22 protein-coding genes are annotated in these 22,897 nt (G+C 40.9%); 1 reads left to right on the plus strand and 21 read right to left on the minus strand.

The features are described 5' to 3' along the window. Positions 1-31: 31 nt before the first annotated feature. The 9 genes from E4K68_RS04205 to E4K68_RS04245 form a co-directional block, all read right to left on the minus strand. Complete coding sequence (locus E4K68_RS04205) at positions 32-736, minus strand: ABC transporter ATP-binding protein (protein ID WP_135377478.1); 705 nt, start codon at positions 734-736, stop codon at positions 32-34. Beyond that, positions 736-1,503, minus strand: a complete 768-nt coding sequence (locus tag E4K68_RS04210) for an ABC transporter ATP-binding protein (protein ID WP_135377479.1) — start codon at positions 1,501-1,503, stop codon at positions 736-738. Before E4K68_RS04210 ends, E4K68_RS04205 begins: the two co-directional genes overlap by 1 nt. After that, complete coding sequence (locus E4K68_RS04215; protein WP_135377480.1) at positions 1,484-2,437, minus strand: branched-chain amino acid ABC transporter permease; 954 nt, start codon at positions 2,435-2,437, stop codon at positions 1,484-1,486. The genes E4K68_RS04210 and E4K68_RS04215 overlap by 20 nt, the downstream gene beginning before the upstream one ends. 10 nt (positions 2,438-2,447) lie before the next feature. Next, positions 2,448-3,338, minus strand: coding sequence for a branched-chain amino acid ABC transporter permease (locus E4K68_RS04220; protein ID WP_135377481.1), 891 nt, complete (start codon positions 3,336-3,338; stop codon positions 2,448-2,450). A gap of 122 nt (positions 3,339-3,460) precedes the next feature. Further along, the gene (locus E4K68_RS04225; RefSeq protein WP_135377482.1) at positions 3,461-4,636 is read right to left on the minus strand and encodes an ABC transporter substrate-binding protein; all 1,176 of its coding nucleotides are present in this window, start codon (positions 4,634-4,636) and stop codon (positions 3,461-3,463) included. 267 nt (positions 4,637-4,903) lie between these two features. Next, a complete protein-coding gene (locus E4K68_RS04230; protein WP_135377483.1) occupies positions 4,904-6,085 on the minus strand; it encodes an ABC transporter substrate-binding protein in 1,182 nt (393 codons plus the stop codon). Positions 6,086-6,411: 326 nt separating this feature from the next. Next, complete coding sequence (gene selB, locus E4K68_RS04235) at positions 6,412-8,307, minus strand: selenocysteine-specific translation elongation factor (RefSeq protein WP_135377484.1); 1,896 nt, start codon at positions 8,305-8,307, stop codon at positions 6,412-6,414. A gap of 11 nt (positions 8,308-8,318) precedes the next feature. Next, entirely contained in the window at positions 8,319-8,819 is a 501-nt protein-coding gene (locus E4K68_RS04240; RefSeq protein WP_135377485.1) for a tetratricopeptide repeat protein, read from the minus strand. Between the two features lie 180 nt (positions 8,820-8,999). Beyond that, complete coding sequence (locus tag E4K68_RS04245; RefSeq protein WP_135377486.1) at positions 9,000-10,031, minus strand: hypothetical protein; 1,032 nt, start codon at positions 10,029-10,031, stop codon at positions 9,000-9,002. A 116-nt stretch (positions 10,032-10,147) separates the two neighbouring features. Here E4K68_RS04245 and yyaC point away from each other — a divergent pair, with 116 nt between their 5' ends. Continuing rightward, positions 10,148-10,723: a spore protease YyaC gene (gene yyaC, locus E4K68_RS04250; RefSeq protein WP_135377487.1), complete on the plus strand. Its 576-nt coding sequence runs from the start codon at positions 10,148-10,150 to the stop codon at positions 10,721-10,723. On the opposite strand, the gene E4K68_RS04255 is transcribed toward yyaC, so the two are convergent. From E4K68_RS04255 to rnpA, 12 genes are all read right to left on the minus strand, one after another. Next, positions 10,720-11,202, minus strand: coding sequence for a DUF4446 family protein (locus E4K68_RS04255; RefSeq protein ID WP_135377650.1), 483 nt, complete (start codon positions 11,200-11,202; stop codon positions 10,720-10,722). The two genes, yyaC and E4K68_RS04255, sit on opposite strands and share 4 nt — an antisense overlap. A 72-nt stretch (positions 11,203-11,274) precedes the next feature. After that, complete coding sequence (locus E4K68_RS04260) at positions 11,275-11,976, minus strand: DUF554 domain-containing protein (protein WP_135377652.1); 702 nt, start codon at positions 11,974-11,976, stop codon at positions 11,275-11,277. Positions 11,977-13,341: 1,365 nt separating this feature from the next. Beyond that, a complete protein-coding gene (locus tag E4K68_RS04265; RefSeq protein ID WP_135377488.1) occupies positions 13,342-14,187 on the minus strand; it encodes a ParB/RepB/Spo0J family partition protein in 846 nt (281 codons plus the stop codon). Beyond that, positions 14,180-14,941 carry an AAA family ATPase gene (locus E4K68_RS04270; protein ID WP_199241689.1) on the minus strand — a complete coding sequence of 254 codons (762 nt, stop codon included), beginning with the start codon at positions 14,939-14,941 and terminating at the stop codon, positions 14,180-14,182. The genes E4K68_RS04265 and E4K68_RS04270 overlap by 8 nt, the downstream gene beginning before the upstream one ends. 222 nt (positions 14,942-15,163) lie before the next feature. Beyond that, positions 15,164-16,579, minus strand: coding sequence for a VanW family protein (locus E4K68_RS04275; protein WP_135377490.1), 1,416 nt, complete (start codon positions 16,577-16,579; stop codon positions 15,164-15,166). A 145-nt stretch (positions 16,580-16,724) separates the two neighbouring features. After that, positions 16,725-17,444 (minus strand): 16S rRNA (guanine(527)-N(7))-methyltransferase RsmG, encoded by a 720-nt coding sequence (rsmG, locus tag E4K68_RS04280; RefSeq protein WP_135377654.1) that lies wholly within the window; start codon positions 17,442-17,444, stop codon positions 16,725-16,727. Beyond that, entirely contained in the window at positions 17,444-19,348 is a 1,905-nt protein-coding gene (gene mnmG, locus E4K68_RS04285; protein ID WP_135377491.1) for a tRNA uridine-5-carboxymethylaminomethyl(34) synthesis enzyme MnmG, read from the minus strand. Before mnmG ends, rsmG begins: the two co-directional genes overlap by 1 nt. 8 nt (positions 19,349-19,356) lie before the next feature. After that, positions 19,357-20,718 carry a tRNA uridine-5-carboxymethylaminomethyl(34) synthesis GTPase MnmE gene (gene mnmE / locus E4K68_RS04290; RefSeq protein ID WP_135377492.1) on the minus strand — a complete coding sequence of 454 codons (1,362 nt, stop codon included), beginning with the start codon at positions 20,716-20,718 and terminating at the stop codon, positions 19,357-19,359. 237 nt (positions 20,719-20,955) lie between these two features. Next, positions 20,956-21,582 (minus strand): RNA-binding cell elongation regulator Jag/EloR, encoded by a 627-nt coding sequence (jag, locus tag E4K68_RS04295; protein WP_135377493.1) that lies wholly within the window; start codon positions 21,580-21,582, stop codon positions 20,956-20,958. Between the two features lie 33 nt (positions 21,583-21,615). Continuing rightward, the gene (locus tag E4K68_RS04300; protein WP_135377656.1) at positions 21,616-22,263 is read right to left on the minus strand and encodes a YidC/Oxa1 family membrane protein insertase; all 648 of its coding nucleotides are present in this window, start codon (positions 22,261-22,263) and stop codon (positions 21,616-21,618) included. A 41-nt stretch (positions 22,264-22,304) separates the two neighbouring features. Beyond that, positions 22,305-22,511: a membrane protein insertion efficiency factor YidD gene (gene yidD, locus E4K68_RS04305; protein ID WP_135377494.1), complete on the minus strand. Its 207-nt coding sequence runs from the start codon at positions 22,509-22,511 to the stop codon at positions 22,305-22,307. Between the two features lie 6 nt (positions 22,512-22,517). Beyond that, complete coding sequence (gene rnpA / locus E4K68_RS04310) at positions 22,518-22,856, minus strand: ribonuclease P protein component (protein WP_135377495.1); 339 nt, start codon at positions 22,854-22,856, stop codon at positions 22,518-22,520. Between the last annotated feature and the right edge of the window lie 41 nt (positions 22,857-22,897).

The raw sequence follows: 22,897 nt of genomic DNA on the forward strand, positions 1-22,897 counted from the left end.
CTTGAGTGGAGTCATTGAGAAATATATGCGTTTATCCACCTAAATAGGCCTTACGGACTTCTTCACTTGCCGCTAATTGTTTAGAATCTCCAGAAAGGACAATCTTACCTGTTTCTAATACATAAGCTCGATTTGCAATAGAAAGGGCCATATGAGCATTCTGTTCCACGAGTAATATGGTTGTCCCGCTAGCGTTGATCTCTTTAATAATCGAAAAAATTTGCTTGACTAAAATTGGAGCGAGACCCATCGAGGGCTCATCAAGAAGGAGGAGCTGAGGTTTAGACATCAGGGCTCGTCCCATTGCCAGCATTTGCTGTTCTCCACCGGACAAAGTGCCGGAAAGCTGACTGCTTCGTTCCTGCAGACGGGGAAATAACTCATAAACCCTTTTAATGTCTTGTTTGATGCCCGCTTTATCCTTCCGTAAGTATGCCCCCAGTTCTAAATTTTCTATAACGGTCATATTAGCAAACACGTGCCGCCCTTCGGGAACTTGGGATATTCCTTTGGCTACGATATATTGAGGAGCAACCGTCGCCATATTCTCCCCTTTAAATGTAATCTTACCCTTCTTAGGACGTAATAATCCTGAGATTGTCTTAAGACTTGTGCTTTTCCCTGCGCCATTTGAGCCGATTAGGGTTACAATTTCTCCTTGATTAACCTCAAACGAAATCCCTTTAAGGGCATGAATGGCACCGTAGTAAACATTAACATCTTCAAGAACAAGCATCAGACAACCTCCTCTCCTAAATATGCCTCGATGACTTTGGGATTACTCTTAATCTCATCTGGTGCACCTTGTGCAATTATCATGCCGTAATCCAAGACATAGATACGTTCACAGACGCCCATCACTAAAGACATATCATGCTCAATTAGGAGAATCGTTAGCTTAAACTGCTCCCTAATCCAACGAATAAGATTCATAAGGTCATTCGTTTCCTGTGGATTCATACCAGCAGCTGGTTCATCCAGCAAGAGGAGTTTAGGCTCTGTTCCCAAGGCACGGGCGATCTCTAAGCGACGTTGTTCCCCATAGGGCAAATTTTTGGCTGTCTCTTCGGCTTTGTCTTCAAGATGGAATATCCTGAGCAATTCCATGGCTTTGCGTTCCATTTCTGCTTCCCCTGAAAAATAGCTTGGAAGGCGGAATAAGGCACTGGCCGTGCTATAGGAAGTACGTTGATGATAGGCGATCTTGACATTATCGATAACACTTAAATCGCTAAACAAACGGATATTCTGAAACGTCCGGGCCATCCCCCGTTGGGTGACTTGATATGGTTTTAGCCCACTCAAGTCTTTGTCTTGAAACAATATTTTACCTTCTGACTTTTCATAAACCCCTGTCAGCAAATTAAAGACCGTGGTTTTTCCAGCCCCGTTCGGGCCAATAAGACCTATCAGTTCTCCAGAATTAATCTCGATATTTAAATTCGAAACCGCTTTTAAACCGCCAAAAGACTTCGAAAGATTTTCAATTTTTAGAAGCGGCATTTTTATCACCCTTCTTTCCCAGGAAGCTCAAGCTGAATTCCTTCGTTCCCAATAATCCAGTCGGCTTAAAAATCATCATTGCCACTAAAAGGACCGCTGTAATTACAAGCCGCCATTCTGGCAGACCAGCCAGTGCCGCAGATGCTACTGTCATCACCACTGCGCCTACAATACTTCCCGTCAAACTCCCCAAGCCGCCGAGTACGACCATGACTAAAATATCAAAGGATTTGAGAAAGCTGAACGTCATTGGCTGAATAATATACATGTAATTAGCATAGATTCCACCGGCTAATCCAGCAAAAAAAGCGCCTATAGTAAAAGCCATAATCTTATATTTGGTAGTGTTAATACCCATCGCATCCGCGGCAATTTCGTTCTCTCGGATGGAGATACACGCTCGCCCATGAGTAGAGTTAGTGAAATTACGGATAATGAGGATACTTAAAGCTGTGAGCCAAAACGCCCATGTCCAGTTAATTGTTTTAGGAACGGAAAATCCCGAAGCTCCACCAACATACTCCGTATTCAAAAAGATAATTCTTACAATTTCCCCGAGTCCCAGGGTAGCAATTGCTAGATAATCTCCCTTAAGCCGTAAGGTCGGAAGCCCAATCAAGAAACCGGCGACTGCAGAGACCAACGCACCAAACAAGAGGGCCAAAATAAGAGGGCCATGAAATTTCACGATGACGATTGCAGCTACATACCCTCCAATCGCCATAAAACCAGCATGTCCAATGGAAAACTGGCCAGTAATCCCGTTAATAAGGTTTAAGCTACTTGCCAAAATAACGTAAATACAAATTTGAATTAATGTAAGTGCTACAAAAGGAGGTAAGACATCCATGAAAATACTGCCCTGAACGATGGCATAGATAATAAGAACCCCTATCAAGGTCACAAGGCTTTGGCGATTTATCCATTTACCCATTGTTCACCACCTACACTTTCTCACGGATGTTCTTACCGAAGAGCCCACTGGGCTTAACGATTAGAACAAGAATTAAAATCAGAAATGCCACTGCGTCCCGCCAAGTTGACCAGCCAAGACCGCTAACAAAGGCCTCCGTAAGTCCTAAGAAATATCCCCCGACCATTGCACCAGGAAGAATACCAATTCCGCCCAATACAGCTGCGACAAATGCCTTTAGTCCTGGAATAATACCCATTAATGGATCAATAGTATTAAAATATACGCCCATCAACACACCAGCCGCGGCTGCGAGTCCTGATCCAATAGCAAAGGTGGCTGAAATCGTATTATTCACATTTATTCCCATCAATAATGCGGCTTCAGTATCAAACGATACTGCTCGCATTGCCTTGCCGATTTTAGAATATTGCACAATTACATGCAGTGATATCATTAAGACAATAGAGGTAACGACCATGACAATATCGCCATATTTAATGATAATCCCGCCGACATTATAAATTGTGCTAGGGAAAACTGGTGGATAGGTACGAACCTGTGGTGATACAAGCAGCATACCACCATATTCTAAAAATAGCGAAACACCAATCGCTGTAATCAAAGATGCGATCCTTATAACATTGCGCAAGGGTTTATACGCGATCCGTTCTATCAATACACCGAGGATGGCACTGACCACCATCGCAATAAGCAATGCGGGGAGAAACGAAAGATGCAATACCGTTGTGGCATACCATCCCACATAAGCTCCAACCATCATAATATCACCATGAGCAAAGTTAATAAGTTTAATAATACCGTATACCATGGTATAGCCCAAAGCGATTAAAGCATAGATGCTCCCAAGAGAAAGCCCGTTCACAATCTGCTGCAAAAATTGCTGAGTTACATTTCCCATATTTCCACTCCCTATTCCCGAATAATTTTTATTTAAAAAAGGAGGGAGGAGTTCCTCCCTCCTTTCCTATGCGAGATCCATATCCATTCGCCTCTTATCCGGGCCCTTGCTGACTCGCGATATTATTTAGGATTTACCTTCGTCATAAATACGGCTTTTCCATCTTTAAATTGCAAGATGGCAGCGCTCTTCACTGGATTATGAGTTTTAGGATCAACCGTCAACACACCGCTGACGCCTTGGAAACCCTTCGTGCTTTCCAGGGCAATTCTTAACTTTTCACTATCAGTACTTCCTGCAGTTTCAATCGCTTTAATTAACATATTTGCCGCATCATAGCCTAAAGCAGCAAAGGTGTCAGGATCTGATTGATATTTAGCTTTGAAATCTTTAAAGAATTGAGCCATTCCTGGATCATCAATAGCTCCATGATTAACATAGTAAGTATTCTCAAGAGCCGCTTTTCCAGCAACGTCTACAAGTTGAGGAGAACCCCAACCATCTCCACCGAGAAATACCTGATTCATCCCCATTTCACGAGCCTGCTTCAAAATCAAGCCAACTTCTTGATAATAACCTGGCACAAAGACCACCTCTGGGTTAGCGGCTTTGATACGTGTTAGGGTTGCACGGAAGTCTTTATCACTACCGGCTACATACTGTTCTTTAGCCACAATTTCTCCGCCGGCCTTTTTAAAGTTTTCTTCAAAGGAAGTGGCCAGACCTTTTGAATAATCTCCCTTTTGGTCAATGAAAAGTGCTGCTTTTTTAAATTTGAGGTTGTCACTAGTAAAGTTTGCAGCTACTTGCCCTTGGAAGGGGTCAATAAAGCAAGCCCGGAAGATCCAAGGTTTCACTTGTCCATTTTCTATCGTCACTTTATCAGAGGTCCCCGTCGGAGTAATCAACGGAACTTTGCTATCTGCGACCACTTGTGCTGCAGCCAACGTGTCCCCGCTTGTCATAGGTCCGAGTATCGCAACCACTTTATCTTGAGTAGCAAGCTTAGTGGCGGCCACTGTAGATTCCCCAGCATCAGATTTATTATCTGCGGAAACGTATTCTAACTTCTTCCCGCTTAGGACCCCACCTTTGGCATTTTGTTGCTCAAATGCTAACTTAATCGCTTTCTCAGCAGCCTGACCAAACGCAGCCGTTCCTCCGCTCAACTCTAGGTCTCCACCAACTTTAATCACATCAGCTGCCTTTGGTGCATTTGGTGCAGCTGTCGTTCCACAACCGGTTACAAGTGAAAGACTCAACAAAGCTACGGTTGCCATTGATAATACTTTTCTCATTCTCTTTCTTCCTCTCCTTTAACATCTCATTAGCTACTTTCATACTTTACTTTCCATGCTCTTTTAAGGGCTGACTTTCAGCGCCCTCTGACCTTCACCTCCAATTTTTGCCTCTGCTTACCTTCATTCCACAGTAAAACCTCAGTCAAAGAAAGCGAGTCTTATTGACCGAGGTTTTACCTGTCCATCAGAGGCTGTTAGATAACAACTTCTAATTCTATATTCTATATATTATAGTCTGAATTTACAAGCGGTCAAATACAAAGTTTAATTTGGTTCTACTTTAGTTAAGAAGGTATTCTTTCCATTCTTCATTTCAATAATAACAGCACTTTTCACAGGATTATGCGTTTTAGGATCAATATTTGTTTCTCCGCTTAATCCCTTAAAGCCTTTCATAGTTTCTAAAGCTGTTCTTACTTTTTCTCCATTTGTATCCCCGGCTGTTTCGAAAGCCTTTATGAGCATGTTAGCAGCATCATACGCTAACGCCGCCATGGCATCCGGTTCAACATTATATTTTGCTTTGTAGTCTTTAACGAACGATGCCATAGCCGGATCATCAATGGCTACCATGTTGACAAAGTAGGTGTTATTTAATGCATCTGCTCCGGCAATCTTTAGGAGATCTGGAGAATCCCATCCATCTCCGCCCATAATAGGTTGCTTCATCCCCATTTCACGGGCTTGTTTAACTATGAGCCCCACTTCCTGATAATAACCTGGGATAAACACATAGTCCGGATTAGCCGACTTTGCTCTTGTTAGCGTGGCACGAAAATCTTTATCACTAGAGGCGACATATTGTTCCGTATCTACAATTGTGCCATTCCCCTTCTTAAAATTATTAATAAATGCTTCTGCTAATCCTTTAGAGTAATCGCTTTTTTGATCGATGAAAACCGCTGCAGTTTTGGCTTTTAAACTATTTAATGCAAATTTGGCCGCCACTTCACCTTGAAATGGATCTATAAAACAAGCCCGGAAAATCCAAGGTTTCACTTGGCCATTCTCAACAGTTACCTTCACATTCGTCGATGTCGGGGAAAGCAACGGTATCTTATTATCTGTAGCCACTTGAGATGCGGCCAACGTGTCCGTACTGGCATACGACCCTAAGATAGCAACTACTTTATCTTGTCCGATAAGTTTAGTTACAGCGGCAGTCGATTCGCCAGCATCCGATTTGTTGTCCGCACTAACATTCTGCAACTTCTTACCGAGCACACCTCCCTTAGCATTTTGTTGCTCGAAGGCAAGGTCAACCCCATTCACAGAAGACTTACCGAATGTTGCGTTTGCCCCACTCAATTCAAAATTGCTTCCGACTTTAATTACTCCACCGCTTCCGCCATTTCCACTGCTCCCTGATGTTGCATTCGTCCCACACCCAACCAGAAGGGTAGCGCTTAGTAAGACTCCTGTCAAAACGGTTAATATCTTTCGCATTCCGTTATTCCTCCTCCTCATAGTTGATCTTTTTCTCCCTCGAATTACTTCCCATCTCATAGCTTTGTTATCTTTAGATTTCAAATAAATAAAATGCAATATGTTATAAAGTATAAGTTCGGCATCCCTCTAAAGATTTTTCCCTTCACCTCCCTAATTTTTATAAAACTAAGTTTTTGACCTGCAAAATAAAAAAACCTCCCTGACCCAGGGAGGAAAACCCAGGCAAATTTGTTATAATACAGGCCCCTAAAATTAAAGCCATTTTATAACTATTGTGCCATGGTGTCAACGATTTTGTTTTCCTGTGCAATACAAATGTATCTCTAGAAGAGAGTGCGCTTATCTCCTTGACGTCGTGTTACGCGCTGCTGATCAAAAAACTCAAGCAAAGGAACCGCATATTTTCGGGACGTACCCCATAACTCTCGTACCTCAGCGACGCCAACTTCCCCATGTAATTTAAGCACTTCCACCAAACCGTCTTTCGCTTTTTGAATATCGCTCTTATTGTAATAGAACCCACTTACAGCTACCCATTCACCCTGTTCACATAGATATCCAGCATACTCTGGTATATCTACTTTTTGGATGCCACACGTTTCAGATACTGTCCCTAACTCTGGAGGTGTTAGCCCAACGTTTTGCCAGAGAGATCTTAAGGCATTAAGTCGTTTTTGAATCTCGGAAGGAATTACAGCTCCTTCGATTGTTTCTACTTTGCTCCCAGAGATGCGATAAAAACCACGTACTGAACCTGATTCCAAAACTGTTTGCCAACGACGATGCGTCCAAGTAATTCCGAGGCGAGTTTTTAATTCCTCACGGCTAATTCCTCCGCGCAGGGGATTTAAGCCTTCGTAGGTTTCTACGATCGAAATTAATTTTAGGCGCCAAGTCTCGGCCATTTCCTTCCCCCAATAAAGAGCGTTGTCATCTTCCTTCAAGATCTCTAGTCGTTGCGAATTTTCTAAAGATCTTAACCCCCCTTCCAGTTCTGCTAAGTCAATATGCAAGCGTGCTGCTAAATCTGGTCCTGATTGAGGTTCAGCCATTTCTCTTTCCAAGAGGTCAAGTGGATCTCCTTGATCTTTTATTCTTAGTTGTGACAATACGCTCTCTCGAAACCTTTTCTGCTTGAACTCAGCAACACTGAGTACTTTTCCGCCAGCAATCGTATGAGTAGGTGAGTAGAACCGAAGCACAAAACGGTCTCCAGGTGCCGCCACTACAGGCTGTTCTAGCAGAATTTGCGCAAATCCTTCTTGCCCAGGTTCTAGTTCCTCGTGATCCAGAAGATGTATTCGTCCAAGGATCTCCGTTGTACCAAGGTGAAAACGAACTCGCTGCCTTTGTATTAAAGATTTTTCTGCCGAGGAAAGATTTGAAACCTTCAAGTCTAATATCTTTCCTACCTTAAAGTTATTTGGCATAACAAGGACAGAGCCTTGCTCCACCTCAGTAACATCTACCCCCGCTAGATTAACCGCTACCCTCAGCCCAGCTTCCGCTAAATTAACTTTGTTTTTGTAGACTTGCAGTGAACGAACCTTAGTCAAAATATGAGCTGGTTCAATCACCAACTCCTGCCCTAGTTTGATCACACCACTGTTAAGTGTCCCTGTCACCACTGTTCCAAACCCTTGAATGCTAAACACCCTGTCAAGAGGCATACGAACTGGCCCGGACGTTTTCTTACTTTCTACGTCCGAGAGCAACTCGTCAATGGTTTGATGTAAGAAAGGAATTCCTTCACCTGTTAGAGCAGATACCCGACAAAGCGGAGCTTCGTGGAATACCGTTTCTTTAAGTCCCTCTCGCACCTCTTCCTCCATAAATTCGAGCCACTCTTCATCTACGAGGTCGACCTTATTGATAACAATAATTCCTCGAGGTATCCCAAGTAAGGTCAGGATATCCAAATGCTCCTGTGTCTGAGGTTTAATTCCTTCATCTGCCGCTATTACCAACATCACAACATCCATACCACTCGCCCCAGCCAACATTTGGCGTACAAAACGCTCATGCCCTGGAACATCTACAATTCCAACTTGCCGTCCACTAGGCAGTCTCATATGCGCAAACCCCAGTTCAATGGAGATCCCCCGTTGTTTTTCTTCCTTCAAGCGATCCGTTTCTATGCCGGAAAGTGCACGAATCAATTCTGTTTTGCCATGGTCAACATGCCCTGCAGTACCTACTAAATAGTGTCGTTCATCCATTTTCGATCCCCTTATTTATTTGATTTAGAACAGAAGTTTGTTAGCCAATTTCTGAAAGTATGTTTATCCTTTGAATAAATAACCTCTCTATGTTCTAAGCGTTTTGCAATCTTGATCTCCCTAATAAAGTCCCTGTAACGATTCTGCTGCTTATATACGACCCCTAAATTATTATGGGGAAGCGGATAATCCGGATTAATGCGGATCGCCTTTTGGTAATATTCTATAGCTAACGTTAACTCGCCCTCTTCTCTTGCAATATTACCCAGATTATTCAGGGCATGTATTAGGTAAGCATCATGTTTCAGTGCCTCTTCAAAACAACGTTTTGCTTCGTCTCGGTTGAGCCTATTAACGAAAACAACTCCCAGTTTATTATGGGCCATCGCATCCGTGGGATTCTCACGGACATATGTTTGTAACGTTTCTTCAGCCTCGTCTAATTCTCCCGCTTCTAGATGTTTTATAGCCTTTTCATAGAGTGTCCTCAATAACATCACCCTTTGTCTCATGATGACTGTATCTTAACCATTCCCAGATCTTACTAATTTCATGTTTTTCATTCGAGACCGCAGTTTATTTACTAAATCTCTAAAAATTTCTAGTCAACCATCCTATCCCCATCTTAGACCTCTTACGAAACTAGTTTAAAGGCTTGTTAGAACGCTTCTACAACTAACCATTAATCTCCTTTATGCCTTTCGCCAAAAGTACAGAATCATCGGCAACAATACTAATCCCAAGTAACCAAATAGAGGATATACGAACTGTACTAGTTGAGAGAATTTAACTCCTGCTACTGGTAACAGAAGGAGCATTAGAAAGAGCGTCGCTTGACCATAACCCAACTTGCCCGAATCAACCACTCGGCTAACAAGGCTAAATCCATTTCCGATTGCTGCAGTAATCATAGCTAACCATAAAACGATTACATATAAAAAGGCGGGCCAGTCTCCTAATTTCCCTGCTATAGCCACCATGGGGATTTCTAACCCTATAGTATCAGGAAACCGTAGTAATGCAGCCCCTATGACGAAGGCAAATAATCCAAGTGCTCCCCCACCTACCACTGCACCTAACCGAGCCCCTGGTCGTTGAACGTCACGTCCTAAAGATGCAAATACCACCATAGCTAGCGTTAAATTAAAGGATACGTATAGAACTGCAGAAAGGGCCCAATGTTCAACAATAGGGTTTGGAAGGATTACTATACCCTCACCATCACCTGAACTGGCGAAGAAAACGGCCACTGTTGCAATACCTAAACAAAAGGCAAATTTCAAGGGTATCAAGACAGAATTAATCCATAAAACGCCTTCACCGCGAAACCATAAGGCTAAAGCAATCACTGAACCTGTTAAAGAGATTCCCAACCACCTGGAAAAGCCAAAGTATTCGTAAAAGAGTGCCCCACTACCAGAAATCATCGCTAGCATGCCCACGAATAGAAGAACACTAACGATTGCATCCGCCCAACGCCCCCACCTATTACCGAGTAGGTGTATGAAAAATTCTGGATAGGAAGAGATTTTCCAGCGTTCTTGCAAATCTAACATACCCCAACCTAAAAGCGAAAATAGAACTGCACTGACAATGACTCCCGCTAGACCCCAACGTCCAAACCGTGCAAAAAACTGCTGTATTTCTAGACCTGAAGCAAATCCCGCCCCCATGACAGCGCCCACGTAAGTGGCGGCAACTTGAAACGTTGTTTTCCACTTCATTTTGTTTCCCCCCCGCCATCATCCTTATGGCAAAAGGAGAAATCTCATGCATAAAAGGGCTAAATTTTGGCAAAAATTTAACTATATATTTGTTGCATAATATTAGGGGGTATCTTGTGAGCCTATTTTCATTAAGAACTGAGCCTCAAAAAATCAAAGCCCATGTAGATGACCTCTCAGCCAAAGCAAAACTTGAAACGCGACTATCTGACCTCTTTATTTCAACCCGGAAACGTCCCGCCATAATCCTATGTATTGGCACCGACCGATCAACTGGAGATGCTTTGGGCCCTTTGATTGGTACGCATCTTTCGCGCTTGAATCTTCCACACCTTCATGTATACGGAACACTGGATGAGCCTGTCCATGCTACTAATTTAGGCGATAATATACAGTCTATTCATGACACATTCGAAAATCCCTTTATCATAGCTATCGACGCCTGTCTTGGACGACTGGATTCCATTGGATGCATTACGCTTTCAGACGGTCCGTTGAAACCTGGTGCCGGTGTTCACAAACAGCTTCCCGAAGTAGGGGAGGCGCATATGACAGGAATCGTCAACGTTGGAGGGTTTATGGAATATATGGTCTTGCAAAACACAAGACTTAACCTCGTGTGGCGAATGTCCGAAAACATTAGTTCTCTCCTTACTCATTCTTTTCTAAAAGTACGCTATGAGTACCGCTAGATTTTCTCCCCGTTCATTGCCTTAGCTATGACTTCTTTTTCTTCTCCGGTCAGTGAATACGTAGACTGGCCGAAGTTAACTGGTTTAGCGTATACTCTTGCTTCCTCACGGTTATGGATGGAGCTGAGTACAACTCCGTTACCTTCTTGGTTCAAGAGAGCCACGGCAAAGCTCAAATCACTTCCCACGTTTTCAAATGCTCTGAAGCGAATTAATTCTACATGATCTACACTTGCACGTAATTTCTTCTCAACAGAATTTAGTCTCGCGTCATATTCTTCCTGTTTTTGCTCCTGTTTGGCCACTCTTTCAATGTTGTCTTGTAGTAATGTTTCTAATTGAAGTCCAGACATGAATGTCTGCAAACTAACATATGATGCTTCAAAGCGCCTCATTCGCCGTAAGAGTGCGAATGTCGCTATTAAAGAGATGAGTAATAGTATTGCTAATACAGTAATAGCCCACCAATGTAAAGGCATAATTTCCTCAAATAGTTTCAATGTTTCCCCCCCCTTTTATCAATCACTATAGATTCTTTACAATTCTGCCGATTACATACCCAAATGTAGTGTAGTGAAGAAAAGGGTTAATGGTACGGCAATAAATATAGCTGGCAATAGGTTACCAACTTTAATTTCTTTAATCTCCAGGATATTAAAACCTATTCCTAAGATGAGTAGACCTCCTGTAGCGCCCATTTCTGCAATTACCTGAGAAGAAAAAACTCCTTGCAGTAACCCTGCTGCCAAAGTTATACCGCCTTGATATACAAAGACTGGTAAAGCTGAAACCAAAACACCAGTTCCCATAGAAGAGGCAAATACTAATGCTGAAATACCATCTAGCATCGATTTTGCAAATAGTATGTTATGTTTTCCAGTTAAACCACTCTCTAGTGAGCCCATGATTGCCATTGCTCCAACGCAATATATCAAACTTGTCGCCACGAATGCTTTCGTAAATCCTGATTCTTGCCCGTTTTTAGAAAATTTTCGCTCTAGCCATTCACCAAAATGCTGTAAACGGAGTTCTATATTTACCCATTCACCTAAGACGCCTCCTAACACTAAACTCATAATAACAATTATTGGGTTTTTTGTTTGCATTGCCATGCTTCCACCTATAAGCAAAACAGCTAGTCCAATCCCCTGGATAACAGTTTTCTTCATTCTTTCAGGCAAAGCATGTCCAAACAATAGTCCCATTACTCCTCCAAACACAATCGCCAAAGTATTTACTATAGTACCTAACAAAGAATTCCCTTCCTTCATAGATATAGGCTATCCTCAAAGTGAATATTGTTGCTCAACTATTGTAATTTTAATCCTTTACCAATTTTTGTTTCCGATAATGTTCCACGTGGAACATTATGAACAAAGAAATGTAGTTACAAGTCTCTAACCTTGTAACTATTAAAATGAATCAGTTTATGAAATTTATAGCCTTATACGTTTCATGCCAATTAAATAACTAACACTTAATTATTGTTTTATAAAATTTATTGCACCGAATATAATTGAACGATGGCGCATATAAGAGTGAGAGGCATTCGCTGTTCTAACACTTTATGAATCGTAGGCATGCTTCCTGACATATAGATGAAATTGGCGGTGTTATTAGCGCAAAATATTTTTAAAAATATTACTTATTGACTATAATAATCCAGTTTTTAAACATAACACCTCACGATATTCGCATAGTTAGACGTGAAGATGTAGAAGATTAAGTAAATCTGATCAAAGATTTCAATAATAATATACTGATAAAGAAAGTTTTAGCTGTATTTTGATCTACAGAAGATATCATGATACTACTTTCTGGAAGTTTCATTCAATATTATATTGAAATAGTAAGTTAAGGACCATCTAGCCAGCTCTCTGTTCCACGTAGAACAACCATTTCCCGTCTTAAATACTCCAATTCAGCTACAAGTATTCCCCCAAAAACTTCTCAGTTAACAGCAACCTAAATTAGGACCACCGTCAACACACAAAGTAGATATCTAAGACTGACAACTAAGTTATATCTTAAATATTACTATGCTACTCATAATGATACCTAAACTTCTAAAAATTGCCTTGTTTGAGTCAGTACATTATACGAATGTACACAACTACATATTAGACGACTCTTTGGATTATTTGTCACTGCACTGCGAAAATAGACCGTTATAGCGACGTCGGTATATCACTAGATGAATCTTTAAATTAATTTTTAAAGAAATTGGAAAAATTATTTATTTGAACAATAAACACTATAAAAAATTTGAATGAAGAATACCATGTAACTGCATAGGACGTGAGCGGAGTACCTAACATCAATTAAAGGCTAAACATGTGCCCATTAAAGCCTTAAGGGCGTAGACAGAACTATTCCATAAAATCAGCATATTCTCCGATACCACAGATGGCAATTAAGAACATACAAGCGACGTAGTATAGTACATAGTACCCAATACACGTGTTTATAACATAGTAACCGAGAAATAGTACCAAAAGTTTGTTTGTGATTCTAATAAACAAATAGTTGCGGCAGCACGAGTGAGCGTACAATATTGATTGACTTGCTATTCGAGTCTCTGAACAAAATTATAAATGTTCCATGTGGAACATTTATGATTAATCAATTCTTACGTTCCACAAATCAAGGAGGCGATTTAACTCATCCTCGGAATAGTATTGAATTTCAATTTTACCCCGTTTGTAATCGCCCTTTAAAGAAACCTTTGTTTGGAAACTTGAACGCAAACGATCTTCGACGTTGTGTAGAACAGGAGCAAGTTCAAGCGGAGGTTTTTGTTTAGCCGTTTTTTCTGAGAGTCTGTTGATAAGATCTTCGGTTTCACGAACAGATAACTGCTCTTGAGCAGCTTTTTGGGCAGTCAAAACTTGTAAAGATGAATCCTTAATTCCGAGTAAAACTTTGGCATGTCCTAGAGAAATCTTCTCACTTCTTAGTAATTCAAGAACAACCTCCGGCAATAGTAAAACACGTAGCAGGTTAGCTACAGTTGTACGGGCCTTTCCAACACGCTGAGCAACTTGTTCTTGAGTTAATCCATAATCAACAGTAAGTCGATGATAAGCCATTCCTTCTTCAATCGGAGATAGGTCGGCTCGTTGAATATTTTCGATAAGGGCCCTCTCGGCCATTTCCTGGTCGCTGCATAACTGTACAATACACTTTATTGTGTCAAAACCTGCAATCCTAGCAGCACGCAACCGTCGTTCCCCAGCAATTAAGCAATAACGTTCACCCACGGGTCTAACTAAAACAGGTTGTAATAAACCGTGGTCACGTAACGAATCTGCCAAATCATTGAGTGCTTGGGGATCAAACTCTCTTCTAGGTTGATCAGGGTTAGGCTCGATATCACCAATAGGGATTTCTTTGATGCCAGGATTATCCCCTAGTTCATCAGACAACAGTGCCTGAAGTCCTCGACCTAGACCTTTTTTAGACACGCTCTAAAACCTCCTTCGCAAGTTCACGATAAACTTCAGCGCCTCTAGAGCGAGAATCGTAAGAGTTAATGGGCTTTCCGTGACTTGGAGCCTCACTAAGTCGGACATTTCGAGAAATTATTGTTCTAAAAACCTTTTGTGGGAAAAACTTTTTAACTTCATCAACTACTTGAATAGCCAGGTTAGTACGAGCGTCAAACATAGTTAATAAAGCACCTAAAACATTAAGATTTGGATTTAAGTGTTTGCGAACTCTTTCTAGTGTGCTCATTAAAAGGGTCAGTCCCTCTAAAGCATAGTACTCACATTGAATAGGAATCAAAACATCAGTTGCCGCAGTAAGAGCATTTAGAGTAAGAAGTCCCAACGATGGTGGGCAATCTATAAAAATAAAATCAAATTTGTCACTAATACTTTCCAATGCACTTCTCAATTTACCTTCTCGAGAAATCTGCGCTACTAATTCTATCTCCGCTCCAGCCAATTGAATTCTTGCAGGAACAACTTTTAAATTTTTTTGATCCGTTTTCTGAAGTACTAATTCCAGTGGGACATCGTTAATTAATACGTCATAGATACAACGCGTCAGCTTATGTTTCGCGACCCCCAGGCCACTGGTAGCATTCCCCTGAGGGTCTAAATCCACGAGAAGAACACGTTTACCTAGCTCTGCCAGACAAGCGCTTAAATTTATTGCCGTAGTCGTTTTTGCGACACCACCTTTTTGATTGGCTACAGCGATCACTTTTGTCATCAAACGCGTACACATCCTTTTAATACTAAATACAAAAGATATTAAAGACTCATACTTTAGATAGTATCAAACCCCCCCCAATAAAAAAAGCGTTATTAACGCTTTTTTTAACAAATACATAAATTATTTTAAATTTATTCCAAATTCAGGTACTTATAAGACCATTTCTCAAAAATTCGGGTTAACTTAGACTGAAATAAAGAGACCACCGAAGTGATCTTCTTAGCCACCAACAGCTATAATCGTTGGCAACGCCTTATAAATACTTTGTTTGAGTGGTTCACTGCTCACGACTTTACCATTCATTTTAACTGTGCGGATAGACTTAACGATTGACCCTGGTTGACCATGTTGCTTTACTATTGATACACCGTGAGTAAGGGTTTCATCCACGAGTCGCTGCTCTTCTGCAGGAATAATAGACTCTGTAGTATTCGTAATAAAAACTTCTTGCCCAGGTTTAACCTTACCATACAATTCAATAGTCACAGAATTAGCACTTGATTTGCTACGAACCAGAAGGTATCCACCAGTATTATTGTTAAATTTTAGATCAAGATCCGGGTATGCAACGGTTGCATCTTGTCCAAGTGGTACATAGGATATCGCCAAATCATGATTACTACGTTGTGTGACAGCCAAGTTTGCTAATAAACCTGTGTTGTACAAAGTACTGGATACCTGACATATTCCTCCAGCTAATCCAGGAACAAACTGACCATTGACAATAATATAAGCATCTTTATATCCGCCATCGACGGTTCTTTCACCAACGATTTGATTAAAGGATAAAGTATCACCTGGTTTCACAACCGCCATATCCAAAGCCTTTGCTGCAATACGGACATTTTCTGACCTCGCAATTTGTGAAGGATCAAACCGAGTGGTATAACTCGCTAATAAACCAGTAATTTTTTGGTCTTCCAATTGTACAGCAGTCAAATTAGGCAATTGTTCCTTAAATTCGACCTTGATCTCAGATGCAGGCTTATAAATATTGATTGCTTTAATTTGTGAACTCAGCGCTTCAGAATCAAAAACAGAACCTACATGTTCACTTTTAATAGTCATCGTATTTTGATTCGTTACATCGAAAGAAGCGTCCACGGCGGGTTTAACAAATTCATTTAAGGTCTGGTTCAGTTTTTCCTTTAATTTTTTGTCATCCCACTTTTGAGACAAGTCAAAGTTCATTCCTTTAGCTGCAGCCATTTTTGTTACAACCTTATTACGAAATGAACCCTTTCTGCTAATATCATAGGCTTCTTGTAAAGCTAGATCTGAAGTCACCGTCAAGCCAAGATCTTCTAACCTAATCTCAGGTGATTTTTGACCCACATTTAGTTTCACGGACTGATTCATTAAGCGTTGAGTTTCTTTATCAATTGCAATTTTCGCTTGCTCTAAGGATAAATCACCAACGTTAATTCCAGAAATCGACACCCCTTCTACGATGACGTGTTGATCCCGAGTATAGAACATTAAAGGAGCAATAACTAAGACGAGCGTAATTAACAGAAGTCCGAATGTCATATAGAAAGACTTTGTTCTCAAAATTCGTTTTAGTCCATTCCAACGTTTCGTTATTGGCTTTTGAAATTCTCCATGACCAGCACTTTGATCTTCTGACTCTCTCATACGTCCCCCTCCGAATATCTACCTCTTATCTAATATGCCTCATAATTACCTTATAAATTCGACGTTCTTCTCATTTATCCTTCACAGAATTGCATAAAAAAGAGCCCTACTTCTCAAAGCAACGCTCCAAACGTACCAATCTGTATCAACAAATTGGTTTTTTCGCAGGTGTACCGGCTTGACGTGGGAATTGTGATGATGTTTCCCTAATCTTTCTAATTACAACAACAGCCCTATGCTCTGCTCCTGAACCTAGATTAAAATGTTCTACCCCTTCAATAGTACCCCCTACAAGAGATAATGCCTTTTGGGATTCCGCTAATTCATCGTCAACTTGAGCTCCCTTTGGAGCTAGGAGCAATCCATCAACCTTAAGAACTGGTAAAGCGTACTCTAATAAGACCGGTAGACGAGCCACAGCGCGTGAACTTACAGTATCAAAATGCCCTCGATAACGGACATCTCTTCCAAAGTTTTCAGCCCGAGCATGGACTGTCTTAATCCTCTTTAGTCCTAAGGACTCTATCACGATATCTAAAAAGTCCAAACGTTTCTTTAAAGAATCCACGAGTACAATATCCAATTCCGGATGTAAAATTTTTAGTGGAATACCAGGGAAACCGGCTCCAGTACCTAAGTCTGCAAAAGATTTACCTCTAATAAATTTTGAAAGAACCATCGAGTCAATGAAATGTTTTAATATAACATCTTGAGGATCTGTAATTCTTGTTAAGTTTAACCGTTGGTTCCAATCAAGTAAAAGAGCTCCAAAATCACAAAAATGAGTAACCTGCAAATTAGATAAACTATATCCTAAATGCTTATCAGTTAATTCTTGTATCACCGGCGCATATTCCTGAAACATCATCGAACTCCCCCTCTGCGCCGTTGTTCTAAGAAAACAAGCAATACGGAAATATCTGCTGGACTAACTCCTGTAATACGAGAAGCCTGCCCTAAGTTAAGGGGATGGACCTCCATGAGTCGTTGCCTTCCTTCAGTAGATAAGCCGCGCACTTCTTCATAATCAAGCAAATTCGAAAGATTACGGGATTCTAACTTTGTAAACCTCTCGATCTCCGCCCATTGTTTTTCTATATAGCCTTCATATTTAATTTCAATCTCCGCTTCTTCTAGTGCTTCGACGTCGCAGTTTTCTAACTCCGGTAAAAGCTTAGTTAGATGAGTAATAGAAATTTCCGGTCTACGAATTAATTCCTCAGCACTAATTCCTCCACGAGTCTGAGTTGATTTTGCTTCAATCATGACATGTTGTAAATCCTCTCTCAGCGGTGAGAAAACAGTAGATTTCCAGAGTTTCTTGATATACTCTAAGTTCTCCTTTTTCCTTTGAAAACGTATCCAACGCTCCTCATTGACTAACCCTATAGATCGTCCTCTTTCAGTCAACCTTAAATCAGCATTATCCTGGCGTAAAATTAGACGGTATTCAGCACGAGACGTCAAAAGTCGGTAAGGCTCCTTAACCCCTTTTGTAACCAAATCATCTATTAAAACACCTAAATAACCTTCCGAACGACGAAGGATAAAAGGATCTTTTCCAAGCGACCGAAGTGCGGCATTAATCCCAGCCATCAATCCTTGGGCTGCGGCTTCTTCATATCCAGAGGTTCCATTTAATTGGCCTGCCGTAAACAACCCCGGTAACTGTCGTAACTCTAAGCCTAGAGAAAGTTGATGAGGTAAAACATAATCATACTCAATCGCATATCCTGGGCGTAACATTCGGACCTGTTCAAGTCCTGGAATGCTCTGTAGAATCTGAATCTGAACTTCCTCCGGCATACTAGTCGATAAGCCCGCGACATAAAGTTCGTCACTTTGCCATCCTTCCGGCTCTAAAAATATCTGATGTGCTTCTCGTTGGGCAAACCGCACTACCTTATCTTCAATCGAAGGGCAATAACGGGGACCAATTCCCTCAATTTCACCAGAGTACATAGGCGCACGATAGAGGTTTTCTCGAATTATATCGTGTGTCTTAGAAGCTGTGTAGCCAAGCCAACATGGAACTTGCTTAGAGGGATCATTGTGCCAAAATTGGCTCTCTGTGGGCATAAACGAAAAATGCAACGGCAGATTATCCCCAGGTTGGCAACGAAACTTGGCATAATCAACTGAGTGTCGATGTATTCGGGGTGGTGTACCAGTTTTAAACCTTCCTAATTCAATGCCAAAATCTTTTAATGAATCCGAAAGAGACATGGCTGGCATCTGCCCGTTTGGACCGCCTTGGTACATAGCAGCGCCTATAATAATTCTTCCACGTAAATATGTGCCGCTTGTTAGGACAACGCTCTCTGCTCTAAAACACGCACCAGTTCGCGTCACAACGCCACTGATCATGGTGTTATCCACAATGAGTCGTTCTACCAATCCTTGGCTTATAGTTAACCTGGGCTGGGCCAGGAGAACATCCTTCATCCGATTATGGTACGACTGTTTATCTGATTGTAGTCGCAAAGCATGGACAGCAGGTCCCTTTCCGGTATTTAGCATTTTAACTTGCAAGGAAGTCTCATCTGCCACTATTCCCATTTGTCCACCTAAAGCATCTATTTCTCGAACCAAATGACCCTTAGCCGGCCCACCTACCGATGGATTACAGGGCATATGTGCAATTGTGTCAATATTTAAAGTAATCAAGAGGGTCTCGCACCCTAAACGTGCCGCGGCAAGGGCAGCCTCACAACCAGCATGCCCTGCGCCAACGACAATTACATCGTATTTTCCAGCGAAGTATTCCAAAACTCTTCCTACTTTCCGATACAAAATCTAGAGAAGATATCTTCAAGAAGAGATTCTTGAACATTATGTCCCGTAATTTCAGAAATATTTTCAACTGCTTGACGAATATCTATCGAAAGGATATCCCAAGGCATATCCTTTTGAATACTCTTCAACGCCTGTGTTAGAGCAGTATTGCAACGCTCCAGTGAAGAAATATGTCGTACATTAGAAAGGAGTGGAGCTGATTCAAGCATAGACTCCCCTTTATAAACTCTTCTTGAAATTTCAGCTTCAAGCTCTTTAAAACCCCTAAGTTCGAGGACAGAAAAAGGAATCCAAACTCCCTTTTCATTGAAACAGGGTATTTCTGTAGCCTTTAACAAGTCTATTTTATTCACAAGAACAATAACACTTTCCGCATAAGTCCTTAGAATATAATGTTCATCGTCAGTTAAGGGGACGTTAGCCTGAACAACCAACAAGATAAGTTCTGCATTCTCTAATGCTTTCCACGTTCTTTCGATTCCAAGACGTTCTACCACATCTTCACTCACGCAAATACCTGCAGTGTCCACTAGTTGAAGCAGAATTCCGCCCACACTCACGGACTCTCTAATTTCATCACGCGTTGTCCCCGGAATATCGGTCACGATGGCTCGCTCTTCATGCAATAGCGCATTCAACAAACTTGATTTACCAACATTCGGACGACCGACGATAACAGTTAGCAGACCATCTCTTAAAATTTTACCTGTTTTACTTCCTTCCAAAAGGTTCTGAATGTGATTAAGAGCAACAGTTACTCGTACTTCAAGGTTTTCTCGATCCAAGCTTTCAACATCATCTTCAGGAAAATCAATTCCAGCTTCAATAAAGGCGAGAATTTCCAGAATTTCCTCGCGTAAATCAATAATAGCCTTTGAGAGTCCCCCATTTAACTGAGTTAAGGCCAAATTAGCAGCTGTCTCAGTTCGGGAACTTATTAAATCAATAACAGCCTCCGCTTGAACTAAGTCAAGCTTGCCATTTAAAAACGCTCTTTTAGAAAATTCACCAGGCTCAGCTAAACGTGCACCATGACGAATACATGCTTGTAAAATTCTCTGAGCAACGAAAGGACCACCGTGACAATTTATTTCATAGACATCTTCACCAGTAAATGAGGACGGTTCCAACATTCTACCGATCAGTACTTGATCAAGAACTCTATCCTCGTCACTAAAAATTCCAAGGTTTAGGGTGAAATTTTCGCGTCGGACCCATCGTTTCATAGATTGAGGATGGAAACAGGCTTCAATGATCTTTCCCGCCCCCGCCCCCGATAATCTTAAAATATGAATACTTGTTTCCGCCATAGCTGTCGCAATAGCGACAATGGTATCTTCCAAACCCGGATCATCTCCATTTAATTAAAAGTTAGCTACATTATAGCCTTTTCAAATAATCGGTCTAATACTCTCAACAAATCATAAAAAACTTGGCTTGCGCCAAGCCTTAGCGGATACACCCAAAATAATACTTTTAGACTGGTATAAAAAAAGGAGGGGTTTTTCCCCTCACTCAAACTAAACTACCACGTACAATCAAAAATAGAAGTTTTGGGAAGCATAAAAGTAAAGTTGCCTCTATGCTCTTTTGAGTGATATAACAACACGCCGATTTGGATCATTACCCTCACTAAATGTTGAAATTCTAGCTTCATCCTGTAAAGAAGTATGAATAATCCTTCGTTCATGAGGGTTCATCGGTTCTAGGACTATCCTTATTCCGGTCCGCTTTACTTTTTCAGACAATCTTTTCGCGAGACGTACTAGCGTTTCTTCACGACGTTGTCTATATCCTTCTACATCGACAATTATACGAACACGCTCGGACAATTTCTTAGCTACAGCTAAATTAGTCAAATATTGAAGCGCATCTAAAGTATCTCCGCGTCGGCCGATCAGAATCCCAAGTTCAGGTCCGGTAATATCAATATGCCAGTGCTCACCGTTCTTACTCACGAGAGTAGTCGCATTTACATCCATAGTTTGACAAACTTTATGAATGAAGTCTGCAGCCAATAAGCCTGGATCATCTTCATAAGAAACTCGAACTCTCGCAAGGCTTTTTCCAAAGAGACCGAATAAACCTTTTTTAGTAGGTTCTTCTAAAACTTCAACCTTTACACGATCACGATCAACGGCTAATTCTAAGACCCCAGCAGCAATAGCTTCTTCGACCGTCTTCCCGCTTTTCTCTGTAACCCTCATGAACGCTCCTCCTCACGTCTTCCCCGTTAACTACTATGCAGCCTTCTTTTCATTCGATAACTTACGATTAATATAAAGTTGTTGAAGAATCGAAACTACATTCATTGTTACCCAATATAAAGCCAATCCAGCAGGAACGGTGGCGCTTATGTAAGCAAAAAATACTGGCATAATGTACAACATTGTCTTTTGAGTAGGATCTGTAGAAGCATTTGGATTCGTTACTTTTGTTTGCAGATACGTTGTTGCTGCAGCAAAAATAGGTAAAATCAAATGATATGAGGGAGTAAATCCATAGACCTTCGTTAAATCAAAACCCAAAAACCAGTGAGCTGCAGTATCTGAACCATAAGGGAAATTTCTTAATGTGCTATATAAACCCCAGAAAATCGGCAACTGTACAACAATAGGGAGACATCCGCCCATAGGGTTTACTTTATGTTCTTTATATAATTCCATGACCTCAAGATTTGCTTTTTCTTTATCATTCTTATGTTTTTGCTGAATAGCCTTAATTTTAGGTTGTAAATCAACCGTCTTACGCATTGATGCCATTTGCTTATAAGTTAACGGATAAATCAAGGTTTTAATGATTACAGTCAAAAGTATAATCGCAACTCCATAATAAGGAAGACCTACGGCGGAAGATAAGTTATAGAGTATATGCAACAAATAGGTCATTCCTTGAATAAGAATAGAAAAAATGTTCACAAAAGCCCTCCTTAAACTGGGTCATGCCCTCCGGGATTAAGCGGGTGGCATTTCAATATACGTTTAATCGATTTCCAACTTCCTAAAATAAAACCATACTTTTGTAAAGCCTGAATCGAATACTCCGAGCATGTCGGATAAAATCGACAAGATTGACCTTTTAAAGGCGAAATAATCTTTTGGTATACGCGAATCATAAAAATTAAGCTTAGTTTCATAGTAGTTTACTCACTTTTAATAAGGGCATCCGCCCTCTTTAACATATTCATCATAGACTTTTCGACTTCCCAATAAGAAACTCCTTTGATTCCTGCCCTTGCAATTAAAATTATTTGCCGGTCCTTTCTAAGTTCCGGCATATGCAGACGAATAACCTCTCGCATAAGTCGCCTTGCGCGATTTCTCTGAACTGAATTGCCGACCTTCTTAGAAGCTACAAAACCGAAACGTTTTGGACCTTTGAGTACATAAATAGCTACATGTTTTACAGAATAATTTTTTCCGGCTGCAAAGATCTCTTGAAAGCCTGATTTTTTGCGTAAGCGGAATTTTCTTTTTAACATAACTCCTCCAGGCTAACATACCTTAGACCTAATTATATTTT

Source organism: Desulfosporosinus sp. Sb-LF, from assembly GCF_004766055.1.
In the GTDB taxonomy this organism is placed as follows: Bacteria; Bacillota; Desulfitobacteriia; order Desulfitobacteriales; family Desulfitobacteriaceae; genus Desulfosporosinus.